This is a genomic window from Mycobacterium sp., from assembly GCF_035653355.1.
Classification (GTDB): domain Bacteria; phylum Actinomycetota; class Actinomycetes; order Mycobacteriales; family Mycobacteriaceae; genus Mycobacterium.
Genome location: NZ_DASRBZ010000238.1, coordinates 1 through 16,356 on the forward strand (window position 1 = coordinate 1; position 16,356 = coordinate 16,356).

The window sequence follows — 16,356 nt, forward strand, 5'->3', positions numbered from 1 at the left end:
ACCAGCACCGGGCTCGCCGACGCCCAAGGCCTGGCACTGGCCGATGACGTGGCAGCCCCGCTGTCGCTGCCGGTGTTCGACAACTCCGCGATGGACGGCTACGCGGTGCGCGCCGAAGATGTCTCCGCGGCAACGGCTGAGCAGCCAGTGAAATTGCCTGTGGCCGAAGACATTCCGGCGGGACGCACCGACACGCTCACGCTGGCGCCGGACACCGCGCACCGGATCATGACCGGCGCCCCAATGCCGGCCGGGGCGACTGCCGTGGTTCCGGTCGAAAACACCGACGGCGGCACCGAGACCGTGGCAATCTACGCCACCGCCCCCGAGGGTCGCCATATCCGGCGCACCGGCGAAGACGTCACCGCGGGCACCACGGTGCTGCGGGCCGGGCAAGTCGTCACCCCGGCGGTCGTGGGACTGGCCGCGGCGCTCGGATTGCCCGAGCTGACCGTGATCCCGCGGCAGCGGGTGCTGGTGGTCTCCACCGGCTCGGAGCTGGTGTCGCCGGGCACGCCGCTGCAGCCAGGGCAGATCTACGAATCCAACGCGGCAATGCTGGCCGCCGCTGTGCGCGACGCCGGCGCCAGCGTGGTCGCCACCCCAACCGCGGGCGACGACGTCGCCCAGTTCGCCGCGGTGCTCGATCGCTACGCCAGCGAGGCGGACTTGATCATCACCAGCGGCGGGGTCAGCGCGGGCGCCTACGAGGTGGTCAAGGACGCGTTCGGCCGGGCCGGCGATCAGGGAGTGGAGTTCGTCAAGGTGGCGATGCAGCCGGGGATGCCGCAGGGCGTCGGCCGGGTGGCCGGCACGCCGATCGTCGCGCTGCCCGGCAACCCGGTCAGCGCGCTGGTGTCCTTCGAGGTGTTCATCCGCCCCGCGCTGCGCACCGCGATGGGGCTGCCAGCTCCGGGGCGGCCGCGCCGCTCGGCGGTGCTCACCGAGGCGCTGACCTCGCCGAGCGGCAAGCGGCAGTTCCGCCGCGGCGTGCTGGACGCCGCCGCCGGCACGGTCACCAGCTATGGCCCGCCGGCGTCACATCACCTGCGCTGGCTGGCGTCGGCGAACTGCCTGCTGGACATCCCCGAGGACGTCACCGAAATACCGGCCGGATCGCAGGTGGAAGTTTGGGACCTGTCGGCTCCGTAAGATGACCGCGTGGCACGACGCCCCCGCCCCGCCGGAGACGACCTGAAGTCCGGCCCGCAGCGCCTAGTCGCGTTGCTGCGCTCGACGATTCCGCCGGTGCATCCAGCGGGGCTGCCGTTCATCGGCGCCGGGCTGGCCGTGGCTGTAACCGGACGCCGTCACCGCTGGGCGCGCCGGGCTGGGCTGCTGACCGCGGGCGCCTGTGCGGGCTTCTTCCGCCACCCGCCGCGCGTGCCGCCCAGCCGGCCCGGTGTTGTCGTCGCACCCGCCGACGGGTTGGTCTGCCTGGTCGACACCGCGGCCCCGCCCGCCGAACTCGGCCTACCCGACGCGCCCCTACCCCGGGTCAGCATCTTCCTGTCGCTGCTAGACGCCCACGTGCAGCGGGCACCGGTCAGCGGCGAGGTGGTCAGCGTGCAACACCGGGCGGGCCGCTTCGGCTCGGCCGACCTGGCTGCGGCCAGCGAACACAACGAGCGCACCAGCATGCTGCTGCGTACCGAAAACGGTGTGCAGATCGTCGTCGTGCAGATCGCCGGTCTGCTGGCACGGCGCATCGTCTGCGACGCGCGGGCCGGTGACAAGCTGGCGATAGGTGACACCTACGGCTTGATCCGGTTCGGTTCGCGGCTGGACACCTATCTGCCCGAGGGAGCCGAGCCGCTGGTCAGCGTCGGGCAGCGGGCACTCGCGGGTGAAACCGTGCTGGCCGAACTGTGATCACCGCCAAGCCCCGCGGCCGGCCGTCGGTCAACCTGCGCATCCTGCCCAGCTCGATGAGCGTGCTGGCCATCTGCGCGGGGCTCACTTCGATCCGGTTCGCGCTGGAAGGTCAGCCGCACGCAGCGATGGCCCTGATCGCCGCGGCCGCCATCCTCGACGGGCTCGACGGTCGGGTCGCGCGCTTCTTCGACGCCGAATCGCGGATGGGCGAAGAGATCGACTCGCTGGCCGATGCGGTGAACTTCGGGGTGGCGCCGGCGATGGTGGTCTACGCGTCGCTGCTTTCCGCCTCACCCGCGGGCTGGGTAGTGGTGTTGCTGTATGCGGTTTCGATCGTGCTGCGGCTGGCGCGGTTCAACGCGCTGCTCGACGACGCCACCCTGCCGGCCTACACCCGGGAGTTCTTCGTCGGCATGCCCGCCCCGGCCGGCGCGATCGCGGTGCTCGGGCCGCTGGCCGCCAAGCTGCAGTTCGGCACCGGCTGGTGGAGTTCTCCGTGGTTTATCTGCGCCTGGGTGGCAGCTTGTTCGCTGCTGGTGGTCAGCCGGATCCCGATGAAGAAGATGCATGCGGTCGCCGTGCCGCCGAACTTGGCCGCGCTGCTGCTGGCGGTGTTGGCAATCGTCGCGGCGGTGGCATTCCTGTTTCCCTACGTACTGGTCATGGTGGCGATCGCGGCGTACCTGTGCCACATCCCGTTCTCCGTCCGCAGTCACCGCTGGCTGGCCGAGCATCCCGAGGTATGGGGCGAGCGACCCAAGCAGCGGCGCGCCGTGCGCCGGGCGATCCGCCGGGCCCAGCCCAACCGCCGTTCGATGGCCCGGCTGGGACTGCGCAAGCCAGCCGGCCGGACATGACGCCCCAGCTGACCCTCACCGCGCGGCTGAACACCTCGCCGGTTGACTCCCGCCGCGGCGTCGTCCGGTTGCACCCGAATGCCATTGCCGCCCTTGGTATTCGGGAATGGGACGCGGTGTCGCTGACCGGCTCGCGGGCCACCGCGGCGGTCGCCGGCATGGCGGGTGCAGAGACCCCGGTCGGCACGATCCTGCTCGACGACCTGACGCTGTCCAACGCCGGACTACGCGAGGGCATGCCGGTGATCGTCGCCGCGGTCACGGTGTATGGCGCGCGGTCGGTGACGCTGAGCGGCTCACCGCTGACCACACAGTCCGTTGCGCCGGCCACCTTGCGGCAAGCCCTGCTGGGCAAGGTGCTCACCGTCGGCGACGCGGTATCGCTGCTGCCCCGCGATCTGGGGCCGGGCACCTCCGCCTCAGCGGCCACCCGCGCGCTGGCATCGGCGGTCGGCATCAGCTGGACCTCCGAGCTGCTGACCGTCACCGGCGTCGACCCCACCGGGCCGGTGAGCGTGCAGCCCAACTCGCTGGTGACCTGGGGAGCCGGTGTGCCGGAAGCCGCGCAAGAACCGGCCGCCCGCCCCGTCAGCGTCGACGACCTCAAAGGCATGCACGCACAGGCGGCCAAGCTGACCGAGTGGCTCAAGCTCGCGCTCGACGAGCCGCACCTGCTGCAGGCCCTGGGCGCCGACGCCCGGCTCGGCGTGCTGGTGTCCGGTCCGGCAGGCGTGGGCAAGGCGACGCTGGTGCGCGCGGTATGCGATGGTCGCCGGCTGGTGGAACTCGACGGCCCGGAGGTCGGCGCGCTGGCCGCCGAGGACCGGCTCAAAGCGGTGACGACCGCAGCTGCAACCGTCCGCGACGGCGGCGGGGTGCTGATGATCGCCGACATCGATGCGCTGCTGCCGGCCACCGCCGAGCCAGTGGCCACCTTGATCCTGGCGGAACTGCGCGCGGCGGTTGCCACCGACGGTGTGGCGTTCATCGCTACCTCGGCCATACCGGATCGCCTGGACAGCAGGCTGCGGGCACCCGATCTGTGCGACCGGGAACTCGTGGTGCCCCTGCCCGACGCCGCCACCCGCGCCGCGCAGCTGCAGGCGTTGCTGCAGTCGGTTCCCACAAGTGACCTCGACTTTGACGAAATCGCCAGCCGCACACCAGGATTCGTTGTGGCCGACCTGGCCGCATTGGTGCGTGAGGCCGCGCTGAGGGCGGCGGCGCGAGCCAGCGCCGACGGTAAACCGCCGGCACTGACCCAAGACGACCTGATCGGCGCATTGCAGGTGATCCGGCCGCTGTCCCGCTCGGCGGCCGAAGAGGTACCGGTCGGCAGCATCACACTCGACGACGTCGGCGACATGGCCGACACCAAACAGGCACTGACGGAGGCGATGCTATGGCCGCTGCAGCACCCCGACACCTTCGCCCGGCTCGGCATCGAGCCGCCACGCGGAGTGCTGCTCTACGGCCCACCGGGCTGCGGCAAGACCTTTCTGGTGCGCGCACTGGCCAGCACCGGGCAGCTCTCCGTGCACGCCGTCAAAGGCTCCCAGCTGATGGACAAGTGGGTGGGCAGCAGCGAGCGAGCTGTTCGTGACTTGTTCAAAAGGGCCCGCGATTCCGCGCCCTCGCTGGTGTTCCTCGACGAGATCGACGCGCTGGCGCCGCGGCGCGGCCAAAGCTTCGACAGCGGTGTCACCGACCGGGTGGTCGCCGCGCTGCTGACCGAGCTCGACGGCATCGATCCGCTGCGCGACGTCGTCGTGCTGGGCGCCACCAACCGCCCCGAGCTGATCGACCCTGCGCTGCTGCGGCCCGGACGGTTGGAGCGGCTGGTGTTCGTCGAGCCACCGGCCGCCGCGGCGCGCCGCGACATCCTGCGCACGGCAGGCAAGTCCATTCCGCTGGCCGCCGACGTCAACATCGACGCGCTGGCCGCCGAGCTCGACGGCTACAGCGCCGCTGACTGCGTGGCCTTACTGCGGGAAGCCGCGCTCGCCGCGATGCGACGCTCCATCGACGCCGCCGACGTCACCGCCGCCGACGTCGCGGCCGCGCGGGAAAAGGTGCGGCCATCGCTGGATCCGCGTCAGCTGGAGTCGCTCCGCGCATTCGCGGCCTCGCCGTAGCTGACCAGAAGCGCGCGTGCCGCCGCGGCGACGTCGTCCTCCAACCAGTCGGGCATCGGGTCGTCGTAGGCATGACGGCGCACGACGGCATAAGGCAGATCGGCGACCGCCCGAGCGACGGCGTAGACGCAGCGCTCATCGCTGCTGCCATAGAGCTCTTCGGCGAAAACTCGCACCCGCTCCAGCAGCGGCGCATTGCGGGCGGCAAGAGTCTCCCGGAACGCCGCGTCGGGTCCGCCGTCGAGCAGGTCGCCCGGCCGAATCGTCAACAGCAGCCGGGCGTCCTCGGGAAACTCCCGCATGAAGCGCACCGCCGCAACGGCCATCACGACGGCGGCCTCCAGGGCGGTCTCGCCGGTCGCGGCCATCGCCCGAGTCTGAAAGCGCTCGAGTGCGCGCAGCCAGGCCGCCGTGAGGATGCCGTTGCGGTTGCCGAACCGGTGATACAGCGTCCCCGCGGGCGCTCCGCTGGCTTTCGCGATCGCCGCCACGCTCGCCGCGCGCGGTCCTTCGGCGAGCACCAGGGCCCGGGTTGCGTCGAGGATCACATCGGTTTGGTGCTTCCGCGGAGGCGCCACGATCTAGTACGGTCCTTCTATATGGAACGATTACCCTATATCGATGAGCATGCCATAGCCATCCCCGCATCTTCGGCAGCCACGTGGGTGGCGTTGTTGGAGGTCATGTGCCGCGATCCGCGTGACCCGGCTAGCGTGCCGATCGGATTCGTCCTGGATGAAGCGCGACCGGCCGAACGGTTCGCCCTGAGAGGCCGCCACCTGTTCGCGGTGTACCGGTGGGTGTTCGAGCTGGATCCTGACGGGCCCGGCCGGACTCGCCTGCGTTCGTCGACCTGGGCGAAATTTCCCGGGGTGCACGGCAAGATCTATCGCGCCCTGGTCATCGGGACCGGCGGCCACCGCGTCGTCGTGCGATGGACGCTTCGGCGGATCGCCCAGCGGGCAGAGACCAACGCCGACTACGTCGACGTGTTCGAAGTCCCGCTGCTTCCCGGGGACGTGCGTACTGCCGAACAAGCATTCCGTGACGCGCTGAGAAACACACCGCGCCCGCTTGGCCGTCTTGTCTTGTGGATCCACCGACACGTCCTGCGACTTCGGTTAGCTCCCGGGATCTCGCCCGCGCATGTCATCGGCTGGGCGATCACGCGTTCGGACGACGACGAGGTCGAGCTAGCGGCGGATGGGCCACTTATGCGTGGCCAGCTGACGCTGCACCGTGAGGACCGCCGCGCCGTACTCGTTACTCGCCTGCACTACCACCACAAACTCGCCGCCCGAACGGTGTGGGCCGTGGTTGGCCCGCTGCACCGGATGGTTGCGCCTCGGCTGATGCAGCGCAGCGCCCATCCAGTAGCGTGAAATAGCCAGTAGCCCAATCGATTACATCGCCGTCCCGCTCGCTCGGACGTTCTATCCCCTAAAGCGCCGTCCGTCTGACCGGTAGACTGCCTAGAGAAAATGCCCCCACAGGCTCGGGAATCTCTGACGGGCCGGCAAGGATGACGGCGATGGCGAGAACTGAGAGCGACAGCTGGGACATCACCGAAAGCGTCGGCGCCACAGCGCTGGGCGTGGCGATGGCGCGGGCCGCGGAATCGGACTGCAAATGCCCGCTATTCACCGACCCGTACGCGCAATCGTTCATCGATGCCGCCGTCGAACGGGGTTGGCAGGCTCCGTCATCAGGGCCGATGGCCGAGCGGCTACGAGCGATCGGCGGCTACGCTGCGGCGCGGACCAAGTGGTTTGACGAGTACTTCATCGCCGCCGGCGCCAACGGCATCCAGCAGGTGGTCATTCTGGGCGCGGGCCTGGATACCCGCGCCTGGCGGCTGCCGTGGGTGGACGGCACTGTTGTATATGAGATCGATCAGCCCAAGGTGCTGCAGTTCAAGTCCGACACGTTGGCCAGACGCAGTGCCCATCCTGCCGTCGGCTATGTGGCGGTTCCGGTGGATCTACGGCAGGACTGGCCGAAGGCGTTGCGCGAGGCGGGTTTTGACCCGTCGGCAGCGACGGCGTGGTGTGCCGAAGGGCTGATCCCGTATTTGTCGGCGGCGGACCAGGATCTGATGTTTGAGCGGATCGCCGGTCTCACTTCGCGGGGCAGCCGGGTGGCGGCCGACACGTTCAGCGCCGGCTTTTTCGACCCGGACTACCTAGAGCGCCGCAGCGAGAAGATGCGTCGCCTGCGCGAGGCCAGCGACATGCCGCCCGCCCAAGACTTGTGGTTCATCGAGGAGCGCACCGACTTGACCGAGTGGCTCACTCAACGCGGCTGGCAAGTGACGGCGATCGAGGCGCTGGACCTGATGGAGCGCTACGGCCGCTCGCCCGACGGCGACCCTGAGGACGCCGCCCCGCGCAGCGTGTTCATCGAAGGCCGGCTCACAGCCAGCGTCCCATCCGCCACATGAATCACTAAGCGGCAGGGGGACATAGCATTTGACCGAGACCTGGCCCTGGGCGCCTACTCCGAGAGCTGAAACTCCACCATCGCCGTGACGGAGTCCAAAGCCTCGCCCAGCGCCGCCAACCGCTCCGCAGCCGAGGGCGCCGACAGCACGGCGTAACGGTCGGCCGGCCCGATCGGCAGCCGCGACGCCAACCCGTACAACCGCTTTGCGGTGTCGCCGGACCCATCCGGCCCGTAACCCAACACCGTTTCGCGGTCGGGCAGCCGAGCGCCACGGGCTGTGGCGACTCGTTCGAACAACGCCACCACCCGGTCTTCCAGCTCATGCAACTCTGTCTCGCTGACCGGCTCGCCCGGGTCGTCAGGCCAGATCTGCACGATCGCCCGCGGGTAAGGGTCGTCGGGCAGCCATTCGCGCACCCGGATCCGCTCGCCCACCCGGCAGCGCAGACCGTAGCGATCCGAGCCCATATCGATGCACTGCACAATGTCGGCCAGCGCGCCGATGTCGCAGCGGGTATCGCCGCCGCCGACCTCGCGGCCCCGGGAGATCAGCACCACACCGAATCGCGGATCGGCCTCGCGCATGCAGTCGCGCACCAGCGCGGCATACCGCGGCTCGAAGACCCGCAACGGCAGGTCATCACCCGGCAGGAACGCCGACTCCAGCGGAAACATCGGCACCTCAACGGTTTCCGTATCACCGGCCATCAGATGTCCAGTTCGCCGATGAGTGCGTCGACCACCGCGCGCAAATCCCCGTCGTGCTCCTCGGCCACCCGGCGCTGCCGCTGATAAGAGGCCCCCACCCGCGGAATGTCGGCGACCGCGGCCAGCTCGTCGGAGCAGTGCAACGACTTCGCCACGGGCTCCAAGCGGTTGAGCACGTCGACCAGGTCGTCGGTGACCAAGCGTTCGTTGCTGTTGGCGTCGAGAATGATGATCGCGTCCAGCCCGTAGCGGGCGGCGCGCCACTTGTTCTCCTGCACATGCCACGGCGGCATGTTCGGCAGCGTCTCGCCGGCTTCGAGCCTGCGGTCCAAATCGACCACCAGGCAGTGGGTCAACGCCACCAACGCGGCCAGCTCGCGTAAGTTGGGCACCCCGTCGCAGACGCGCACCTCGAGGGTGCCTTTATGGGGCGACGGCCTGATGTCCCAACGGATCTCGTCCATGTGGTCGATGATTCCGGTCTTCTTCTGGTCGTAGACAAAGCCTTCGAACTCGGCCCACTTCTGAAAGTGAAACGGCAGACCGGCAGTGGGCAGCTGCTGAAACATCATCGCCCGGTTGCTGGCATATCCGGTATCCTCGCCGCCCCACCAGGGTGAGGACGCCGAGAGCGCCAACAGGTGCGGGTAGTACTGCAGCAGGGCCGTCATGATCGGCATCACCTTGTGCGCCGAGGAGATCCCGACGTGGACGTGCACGCCCCAGATCAACATCTGCCGGCCCCACCACTGGGTGCGTTTGATCAGCTCGGCGTAGCGAGGCGCGTCGGTGAGCTTCTGGGCGGACCACCGGGCGAACGGGTGAGCGCCCGCGCAGAACAGCTCCATGCCGCGGTCCCGCACGATCTTGCGCGCGGTCCGCAAGGTGCAGCGCAGGTCTTCCATCGCTTGTCCGGTGCAGTCGCAGATACCGCTGACGATTTCAACGGTGTTGCGCAGCAATTCCTTGTGCACTCTTGGGTTTTCGCCAATTTCGGCGATGACCGCGGTGGCTTCGTTGCTCAGGTCGCGGGTCTGCGCGTCGACGAGCGCGAACTCCCATTCCACACCCACCGTCGGCCGGGGCGACCGGGCGAAGTCGATGCGGGCGGCTGCCCTGCTGGCCGGCAAGCTAGCCGGTACCGATGACACCGCACGCCACCCGCTTGCCGGCGTCGCCGGTGGACATGGTCATGGGATCGGGACCGGGTGCGCCGTTGACCTGTGTGTAGCGCTCCGCGGGGATGTTGGCGAAGTTGTCGGGGCCGGCGTGAATGATGATCGCCGTCTTGGCGCCGGAGATCAGGTCCTGCTTGGTGAACGCGTCGGTGGTAGTCACCAGTAACGCCGCACCGTCCTTGCGCACCTGCAGCGACGTGAGGTCACCACTTTCCGGGGACCCGGTGTGCCCGGGCGCCTGGAAATGCCCGCCGGCGGAGAGGAAGTCGCCGGGCGGACCGCCTGTGGGTGCGACCGAGTTGGCCTCGCACTTGCCCACCGAGTGGATGTGCAGGCCGTGGAATCCCGGAGTCAACTGGCCCAGCCCGGTGGTGCGCACGGTGATCGTGACGTAGCCGGGGTCGAATTCGAACGTGGCGGTGGCGACCTGGGTACCGTCGGGCGCACGCAGGTGGGTGGTGATCGTCTCCGGCGGCACCGGTCCCCCTTCCGGAGGGGTTTTCGGCGGCGCGGGTGATCCCGTCCACACCGACGGAGTGGTGCCGGGCGTGCTCGCCGGGGGCTGATTCGGGGTGCACCCTCCCAGCAGCGCGACCGGGACGGCGAGCGCCCCGAACGTAGTTGCGGCAGCAACTGTGCGGCTTTTCGCGAGCTTGACCATAGCGAGAGCCTATCGCCTTGCCGCCCCAGATGTGGTTAGCCCGCGACCGCCACGATGACGCCCGGCGGCTGGTCCGCAACGGCCGCGATACGGGGTTTGACCGGCGCATTCAACTGCTTGCCGACGGCATCCGCGGTGTCGCGCTCGCCCGCGGTGTTGCTGAAGTACACCGTGGTGGCCGCGACATCGGGCAGTGAGAGATTGCCAACCTCGGTGACGTTGAAACCTGCGCTTTTGAGCTGGTCTGCGGTGCGCCCGGCCACACCCTCTTGGCCGGAGATGTTGTAGACGCGCACATCGGAGCGGTGCACCGCCGACGCCCCCTTGGCCGGGGCCGGCGTGCTAGTCGTCACAGTGGTCACCGACGTCGAGTCGTCGTCATCGGAGCTCCCGTGAGAACCCATCGCCTGCAACCCGACCAGCAGGAAGATCACCCCCAGGAACAGCAGCACCATCACCATGGCGCGCAGGGGTAATCCTGAGGAGTCGGGAACGCGTTCGTTCATCGAGCCAACTGTATCCAGCAGTGCCCGAGACGGCGCAAATGCAGGTGCAGAGTCAGGTGACCTCGAAACCCAGCCGCCGCGCGGCGCGGGCCTTCTGCCGACTGGCGCGCAACCGCCGCAGCCGTTTCACCAGCATCGGGTCGGCCGCCAACGCCTCAGGGCGGTCGATCAGGGCGTTGAGAACTTGGTAATAGCGTGTCGCTGACATCGAGAACAACTCTTTGATGGCTTCTTCTTTGGCCCCCGCGTATTTCCACCATTGGCGTTCGAACGCCAAGATGTCGTGTTCGCGGCGGGTCAGGCCATCGGCGATTTCGGAGTCGTCCCCCGATCGATTTGCCCGCGCCATGGCGCTGTCCATATCGCTTCCCCTGGACCCTTCCGGCGAATTCCCAAATGGCTTGAATTTCTTTATGAAGTGGCATGCTTCGGCGATATTCAACCACGCCCCCAACTGTTGGCCGGTAACCCAGGCCCGCGAGTCGGGCCACTTTAACTGCCTGTCTCGATCGCCGTGCTCCTCCTCCCGCCGCTTCTCGGCGCGCATCGTCGCACCGCCTAAGCTGAATCGCCGTGCTCCTCCTCCCGCCGCTTCGCGGCGCGCATCGTCGCACGGCCTAGGCTGAATCGCCGTGCTCCTCCTCCCGCCGCTTCGCGGCGCGCATCGTCGCACGGCCTAGGCTTGCCCATCGTGGCCGTCGTACCCATTCGCATCGTGGGCGATCCAGTCCTGCACACCCCGACCAGCCCGGTGCCGGTCGGCCCGGACGGCTCGCTGCCCGCCGACCTGCCGGAATTGATCGCCACTTTGTACGACACCATGGAGGCTGCCTACGGGGTGGGCTTGGCGGCCAACCAAATTGGCGTCGGGCTTCGACTGTTCGTCTACGACTGCCCCGATGAGCGTGGGAAATCCGCCCGCCGCCGCGGCGTGATCATCAACCCGGTGCTGGAAACATCCGAAATACCCGAGACCATGCCCGATCCCGATAATGACGACGAAGGCTGCCTGTCGGTGCCCGGGGAGTCGTTTCCGACTGGACGCGCGAAATGGGCAAGGGTCACCGGACTGGACGCCGACGGCAATCCCGTGAGTGTAGAAGGCACCGGACTGTTCGCGCGGATGCTGCAGCACGAGACCGGACACCTGGACGGATTCTTGTATTTGGACCGCTTGGTCGGCCGGCACGCCCGCGCAGCCAAGCGGGCGGTCAAAGCGCACGGTTGGGGTGTGCCGGGACTTTCCTGGACACCGGGTGAGGGGCCCGACCCGTTCGGCCACTGATGCTGTCCTGGCCCGATCTGGGGACGCGGGTGACGGTGCGCTACCGCCGGCCCCCCGGGTCAGTGCCGCCGCTGACCGACGCGGTCGGCCACCTACTGCAGATCGACCCGGTGGTGCGGGTCCGCACGAAAACCGGCGCGGTGGTGCAATTTGCGTCCGCCGACGCGGTAGCGCTGCGGGTGTTGACGGACGCGCCGGTGCGCACCTCGCAGATCCGCGCGCTCGAGCACGCCGCAGCCTTGGCGTGGCCGGGCGTCGAGCAGTGCTGGCTGGACGGCTGGCTGCTGCGCACCGGGCACGGCGTCACGTTGGCCGCCAATTCAGCTGTGCCGCTGGATGTCTCGGCCGATGCCAGTGCCATCCCCGCCATCGTGGACTGGTACAGGGAGCGCGGCCTGACACCGCGGCTGGCCATTCCGGAGCGCCTGCTGCGGCTGCCCATCGCCGGTGAACACCCGCGCCGGATGCTGGTGCGCGACGCGGACGGAACCGAACTCGACCCGTCGGTGTCGCTGGCGGCCTGCCCGGACGACGAGTGGCTGCGGTTCTATGACCGCCCGGTGCCCGTCGATGTGCTGACCGCGGTCCTCGACGGTGAGTTGGCGTTCGGCAGATACGCGGATGAGGCGGTCGGTCGCGCTGCGGTCACGGATGCGCCCGACGGGACGCGTTGGGTCGGCTTGTCGGCGCTGCGCATCGTGAGCGGCCGGCACGCCTCGGCGCTGTGCGAGGCGCTGCTTTCCTGGGGTGCTAGCCGCGGAGCCACCCGTGGCTATATCCGCCTCAGCGACGAGATGACGCTCGCCGGCAGCGTCATTGAATCGCTCGGGTTCACGCTGCACCATCGCAGCCGTTACGTGATTGCGCAGCCACGGTTATGGTCGGGCCATGAGTGATTGCGGCGACACGCTGCACCCGGCTTCGCCGCGCTTGCGATCGCCGCGACCTGACGGCACACCTGATTGCGGCGACCCGCTACTGCGATTGGCAACGTGGAATGTCAATTCGATTCGCACCCGCCTGGATCGGGTGCTCGACTGGCTGCGCCGCGCCGACGTCGACGTACTCGCGATGCAGGAAACCAAATGCGCCGACGACCAGTTCCCCACCCTGCCGTTCTTTGAACTCGGCTACGAGGTGGCGCATTGCGGGTTCAACCAGTGGAACGGCGTGGCGATCGCGTCGCGGGTGGGCCTCGACGACATCGAGGTCGGCTTCACCGGACAGCCCACCTGGGATGCCACGGCCGCTGCTGAGGCACGGGCGCTGGCCGCCACCTGTGCCGGCGTGCGGGTATGGAGCCTCTACGTTCCCAACGGCCGCGCCGTAGGCGATCCGCACTACACCTACAAGTTGAATTGGCTTGCGGCGCTGCGGGATACGGCCGAAGGGTGGCTGCGCGACGATCCGTCGGCGCAGATCGCGCTGGTCGGTGACTGGAACATCGCCCCCACCGACGACGACGTGTGGAGCGTGGATTTCTACCGAGGCTGCACCCATGTCTCCGAGCCCGAGCGCAAGGCGTTCAACGCTATCCTCGACGCCCAATTCACCGACGTGGTACGGCCTTTCGCACCAGGGCCCGGCGCCTACACCTACTGGGACTACACCTCGCTGCGCTTCCCGAAGGGACAAGGGATGCGCATCGACTTCATCCTCGCGTCACCCGCGCTGGCGGAACGGGTCGTCGACGCGAAGATCGTCCGCGACGAGCGCAAAGGCAAGGCCCCCAGCGACCATGCACCGGTAATGGTGGATTTGCACCGCGATTGAGTCGTATTGTCGAAATACCGGTGCGTTGACTGGCAGCCAGCTGTGCATCTTCTGAGTGTTTGCTTGCTGCGGGACTCGCGATTTATAGATATTGGACAGAATCTTGCTGTTCCCGGCAGGGCGGCCCGTTTGCGGGTATACCGTGACGAACCGTTCTGCAGGGGGATCAGCAGGGGCCAGGGAGTCATGATGGGTGTCGGCGACGCGGTACGCGGCGTAGGTCGAACAGTGAGTCGCGCGGCAAATGCGACCACGATGGCCGCGGGCGCGGTGGGCGGCGCCGCGGTCAACGGTGTCGTCGGCGCTGTGCAGGGCGCCGCGTCCGGTGTCCAGCGCGGGGTGGCCAGCGGAAGCCATTCGACGCCCGCCGCCGCGTTGACGTTGGGCGCACTCGGTGTCACCGGGCTGGTCGAGTGGCCGTTGATCCTGGCGGTCGGCGCCGGCGCCCTGGTGTTGCGACAGCTGAACCGGCAATCCGGCGCGACGGCAATCGGCTCGCCGTCGAAGGCTGCGCCGGCCAAATCGAATACATCCACGGCTTCCGAGCCGGCCAAGAAAACTTCCGCGCCAGCCAAAAAGCAGACGACCTCGAAAGCCGCAAAAGCGCCCGCCAAGCGCTCGCGCAGCGGCCAGTCCCGTGGCAAGCAGTAGTCCAGAGGGCATTGAGTAACGATTGAGTACCGTCGGATCCGTGGCAAGATCCACGCCGCTGCGCGCGGTCGCGATGGGAATACAGGCAACGTCAGCGCTCGTCGGCGCGTCCGTTAACACTGCCACCAACACCGCAACGTCGCTGGCATCGACCAGCTTCGAGATCGCCACCATGCCGGTTCGCGAAGGGGCCAAGGTGCTCTCGCGGGGGCTTTCCGGCTCGACGCTGACCCGGCACTGCTGGCAAGGGGACGACCGAGCCTGGATCGAGGTGCACGGGTTAGGCGATCCGGGTGGCGAGGAACTGGGAAGCCTGGTGCTGGACGAAGTCACCGCCCAGCCGGGCGTTACCGCCGCCAGGCTGAACCGCCCGTTGTCGCGGGTGGTCGTGGACATCGACGGCGAGCAGGCGTCGCTACGCGACCTGTGCCACGCGGTCGAGGACGCCGAAGCGCGGGCGGCAGCCGCCGGCACGCCCGCGCGGACGGCCGACAAACAGGCTGCCCGCCAAACCCCGCCGTCCTCGAAAGGCTTGCCTGGCGATGATCTTGTGCTGGCCACCCGCGCGGCGCTGGTCAGTGCCCATGTCATCGGCTTGGGCGCGGCATTGGCCGGCCAGGTGCTGCGCGTACCGCGGCTGCCGACCATTTTCGACGCGGCCGTGGTCGCCGTCGACTACCAGCCGTGGCTGCGTCGGCTGCTCGAGGACCGTATCGGCCACTACGCGACGGACAACGTGCTGGCACTGGCCCATACCGTCGCCCACGTCGTCACCCGCTCGCCGGCGTCGCTCGCGGTGGACCTGGGGACGGAGACTCTCAGGGCGGCCGAATCGCGCGCCGCGGCGCGGGCCTGGAGCCGCCAAGAACCGGAGCTGGCCCGGCACGCCGAGGACCATGCCGTCCACCCGTCGGTGCGCCCGGCGCCGCGGCCGGCGAGCTTCGTCGACCGCCATGCGCGGGCCAGCGCACTCGTACAGGTGGCCGCCGCCGCAGTGGCCGGGGCGGCCACCCGCAGCATCGACATGGCCGCCACCGCGACGCTGGTGACCGCGCCCAAGGCCAGCCGCACCACCCGAGAGTCGTTCGCCGCCACGCTCGGACACGGATTGGCCGATCGCCACGCGGTGTTGCCGCTGCGCCGGGAAAGCCTGCGCACGCTGGATCGGGTGGACGCGCTGATCGTCGATCCCCGGGTACTGTGCACCGACCGGCTGCGGGTGGTGCGCGTACGCGGCGCGGACGAAGACGAGATCCCTGCGGCATGGACCCGTGCCCAGGCCCTGCTGGACGACGCCGACCTGCGTCCCGGCTGGCATAGGGTGCCCGGGGCGTCGAGGCAGCGAGCGGCAGGGGGCGTCGAGGCGCTGGTCTGCCCCGCACACGACCCGCTGGCCTCGGGGGTGGTGACCGAAGCCCGCCATTCCGGGGTCGAGCTGATCTCGGTTGACACTGAGGATCTCGGCGAACTGCGACCGGCGTTCGACGATATCCAGCCGCTTGGCAACGGGTCGCTCGACGATGCGCTGGCCGCTGCGGTGACCGCCTGCCAACGCGGCGGCCACACCGTCGCGGTGTTGTCTTCGGCTGCGGCCCAAGCACTTTCATCCGCCGACTTGGCGCTGGGTGTCGTGCCCGCCGACGAAACCCAGCCGCCGCCTTGGCACGCGGATTTGATACTGCCCGACCTCTCGGCGGCCTGGCGGGTATTGCACGCCCTTCCGGCGGCCAAGGCGGCGAGCCGGCGCGGCATGGAGATCGCCGCTGGCGCTTCGGCTTTGGGTGCGCTGTTCATGCTGCCCGGTGTGCGCGGCCGTGGGCCGGGCCCGGTGACCACCGGTGCGGCGGCCGGGCTGCTGTCCGGCTACCTGCTGGCGCGGCGGGTGGTTTCGGCGCCCACTCCGATCCCCGCACCCGTGCACGAGTGGCACGCGATGTCGGTCGAGCAGGTCCGCAAGATGTTGCCGCCGCCCGAAGAAGCGGTTGAGCCGCGGCACGGCCCGATGGCGACGCGTGCACTGGCCACCGCCCAACGTGGCGCGCAGGTAACCGGAACCCCGAGTCGGGCGGTCTGGCAGTTCCTCAAGGCGGTGCGGGCTGAATTGTCAGACCCGCTCACCCCAGTCTTGGCGCTGGGCTCGGCGGCCAGCGCGGTGCTCGGCTCGCCCGTGGACGCGGTGATGGTCGGTTCGGTGCTCACCGGAAATTCGATCCTGGCTGCCAGTCAGCGGCTGCGCGCCGAGAACCGGCTCAATCGCCTTCTGGCACAACAGGTCCCACCGGCCC

At 68.9% G+C, this 16,356-nt stretch carries 16 protein-coding genes and 1 pseudogene; 11 read left to right on the forward strand and 6 right to left on the reverse strand.

Annotated elements, in window-relative coordinates:
* The 4 genes from glp to VFA16_RS08085 all read left to right on the forward strand — a co-directional run.
* On the forward strand, positions 1 to 1,152 hold a 1,152-nt coding region (gene glp, locus VFA16_RS08070; protein WP_324967315.1), incomplete at its 5' end, for a gephyrin-like molybdotransferase Glp.
* A 9-nt stretch (positions 1,153 to 1,161) separates the two neighbouring features.
* On the forward strand, positions 1,162 to 1,872 hold the full coding sequence (locus VFA16_RS08075; protein ID WP_324967316.1) for a phosphatidylserine decarboxylase: 711 nt from the start codon (positions 1,162 to 1,164) through the stop codon (positions 1,870 to 1,872).
* Positions 1,872 to 2,732, forward strand: coding sequence for a CDP-diacylglycerol--serine O-phosphatidyltransferase (gene pssA / locus VFA16_RS08080; protein WP_324967327.1), 861 nt, complete (start codon positions 1,872 to 1,874; stop codon positions 2,730 to 2,732). The genes VFA16_RS08075 and pssA overlap by 1 nt, the downstream gene beginning before the upstream one ends.
* Positions 2,729 to 4,867 (forward strand): AAA family ATPase, encoded by a 2,139-nt coding sequence (locus VFA16_RS08085; protein WP_324967317.1) that lies wholly within the window; start codon positions 2,729 to 2,731, stop codon positions 4,865 to 4,867. The genes pssA and VFA16_RS08085 overlap by 4 nt, the downstream gene beginning before the upstream one ends.
* Here the strand turns inward: VFA16_RS08085 and VFA16_RS08090 are convergent.
* Positions 4,828 to 5,445 (reverse strand): TetR/AcrR family transcriptional regulator, encoded by a 618-nt coding sequence (locus tag VFA16_RS08090; protein ID WP_324967318.1) that lies wholly within the window; start codon positions 5,443 to 5,445, stop codon positions 4,828 to 4,830. The two genes, VFA16_RS08085 and VFA16_RS08090, sit on opposite strands and share 40 nt — an antisense overlap.
* Positions 5,446 to 5,466: 21 nt before the next feature.
* Here VFA16_RS08090 and VFA16_RS08095 point away from each other — a divergent pair, with 21 nt between their 5' ends.
* Together VFA16_RS08095 and VFA16_RS08100 are read left to right on the forward strand one after the other, a co-directional pair.
* On the forward strand, positions 5,467 to 6,249 hold the full coding sequence (locus VFA16_RS08095; RefSeq protein WP_324967319.1) for a hypothetical protein: 783 nt from the start codon (positions 5,467 to 5,469) through the stop codon (positions 6,247 to 6,249).
* Positions 6,250 to 6,398: 149 nt separating this feature from the next.
* Entirely contained in the window at positions 6,399 to 7,307 is a 909-nt protein-coding gene (locus VFA16_RS08100; protein WP_324967320.1) for an SAM-dependent methyltransferase, read from the forward strand.
* 53 nt (positions 7,308 to 7,360) lie between these two features.
* On the opposite strand, the gene VFA16_RS08105 is transcribed toward VFA16_RS08100, so the two are convergent.
* The 5 genes from VFA16_RS08105 to VFA16_RS08125 are packed head-to-tail and all read right to left on the reverse strand — an operon-like array spanning position 7,361 to position 10,723.
* Positions 7,361 to 8,017, reverse strand: a complete 657-nt coding sequence (locus tag VFA16_RS08105) for an LON peptidase substrate-binding domain-containing protein (RefSeq protein WP_324967321.1) — start codon at positions 8,015 to 8,017, stop codon at positions 7,361 to 7,363.
* Entirely contained in the window at positions 8,017 to 9,147 is a 1,131-nt protein-coding gene (locus VFA16_RS08110; protein ID WP_324967328.1) for a glutamate--cysteine ligase, read from the reverse strand. The genes VFA16_RS08105 and VFA16_RS08110 overlap by 1 nt, the downstream gene beginning before the upstream one ends.
* Position 9,148: 1 nt before the next feature.
* Complete coding sequence (gene sodC, locus VFA16_RS08115; protein WP_324967322.1) at positions 9,149 to 9,856, reverse strand: superoxide dismutase[Cu-Zn]; 708 nt, start codon at positions 9,854 to 9,856, stop codon at positions 9,149 to 9,151.
* A 35-nt stretch (positions 9,857 to 9,891) separates the two neighbouring features.
* Positions 9,892 to 10,362 (reverse strand): LytR C-terminal domain-containing protein, encoded by a 471-nt coding sequence (locus tag VFA16_RS08120; protein ID WP_324967323.1) that lies wholly within the window; start codon positions 10,360 to 10,362, stop codon positions 9,892 to 9,894.
* Between the two features lie 52 nt (positions 10,363 to 10,414).
* Positions 10,415 to 10,723 (reverse strand): DUF3263 domain-containing protein, encoded by a 309-nt coding sequence (locus VFA16_RS08125; RefSeq protein WP_083087795.1) that lies wholly within the window; start codon positions 10,721 to 10,723, stop codon positions 10,415 to 10,417.
* A 330-nt stretch (positions 10,724 to 11,053) separates the two neighbouring features.
* Between VFA16_RS08125 and VFA16_RS08130 the strand changes: the two genes are divergently transcribed.
* The 5 genes and pseudogenes from VFA16_RS08130 to VFA16_RS08150 form a co-directional block, all read left to right on the forward strand.
* Positions 11,054 to 11,647 carry a peptide deformylase gene (locus tag VFA16_RS08130; protein WP_324967324.1) on the forward strand — a complete coding sequence of 198 codons (594 nt, stop codon included), beginning with the start codon at positions 11,054 to 11,056 and terminating at the stop codon, positions 11,645 to 11,647.
* A complete protein-coding gene (locus VFA16_RS08135) occupies positions 11,647 to 12,543 on the forward strand; it encodes an N-acetylglutamate synthase, CG3035 family (protein ID WP_324967325.1) in 897 nt (298 codons plus the stop codon). The genes VFA16_RS08130 and VFA16_RS08135 overlap by 1 nt, the downstream gene beginning before the upstream one ends.
* An 82-nt stretch (positions 12,544 to 12,625) precedes the next feature.
* Positions 12,626 to 13,420 carry an exodeoxyribonuclease III gene (locus VFA16_RS08140; protein WP_324967329.1) on the forward strand — a complete coding sequence of 265 codons (795 nt, stop codon included), beginning with the start codon at positions 12,626 to 12,628 and terminating at the stop codon, positions 13,418 to 13,420.
* A 186-nt stretch (positions 13,421 to 13,606) separates the two neighbouring features.
* Positions 13,607 to 14,071, forward strand: a complete 465-nt coding sequence (locus VFA16_RS08145; RefSeq protein WP_324967326.1) for a hypothetical protein — start codon at positions 13,607 to 13,609, stop codon at positions 14,069 to 14,071.
* 73 nt (positions 14,072 to 14,144) lie between these two features.
* Positions 14,145 to 16,356: pseudogene (locus VFA16_RS08150) on the forward strand (cation-translocating P-type ATPase); the annotation flags it as partial.

Bases quoted from the DNA above. Each gene is read 5' to 3' on its own strand.
- VFA16_RS08085 (WP_324967317.1), top strand. From the start codon at position 2,729: ATGACGCCCCAGCTGACCCTCACCGCGCGGCTGAACACCTCGCCGGTT.
- VFA16_RS08095 (WP_324967319.1), top strand. From the start codon at position 5,467: ATGGAACGATTACCCTATATCGATGAGCATGCCATAGCCATCCCCGCA.
- VFA16_RS08100 (WP_324967320.1), top strand. From the start codon at position 6,399: ATGGCGAGAACTGAGAGCGACAGCTGGGACATCACCGAAAGCGTCGGC.
- VFA16_RS08105 (WP_324967321.1), bottom strand. From the start codon at position 8,017: ATGGCCGGTGATACGGAAACCGTTGAGGTGCCGATGTTTCCGCTGGAG.
- sodC (WP_324967322.1), bottom strand. From the start codon at position 9,856: ATGGTCAAGCTCGCGAAAAGCCGCACAGTTGCTGCCGCAACTACGTTC.
- VFA16_RS08120 (WP_324967323.1), bottom strand. From the start codon at position 10,362: ATGAACGAACGCGTTCCCGACTCCTCAGGATTACCCCTGCGCGCCATG.
- VFA16_RS08125 (WP_083087795.1), bottom strand. From the start codon at position 10,723: ATGGACAGCGCCATGGCGCGGGCAAATCGATCGGGGGACGACTCCGAA.
- VFA16_RS08135 (WP_324967325.1), top strand. From the start codon at position 11,647: ATGCTGTCCTGGCCCGATCTGGGGACGCGGGTGACGGTGCGCTACCGC.
- VFA16_RS08145 (WP_324967326.1), top strand. From the start codon at position 13,607: ATGATGGGTGTCGGCGACGCGGTACGCGGCGTAGGTCGAACAGTGAGT.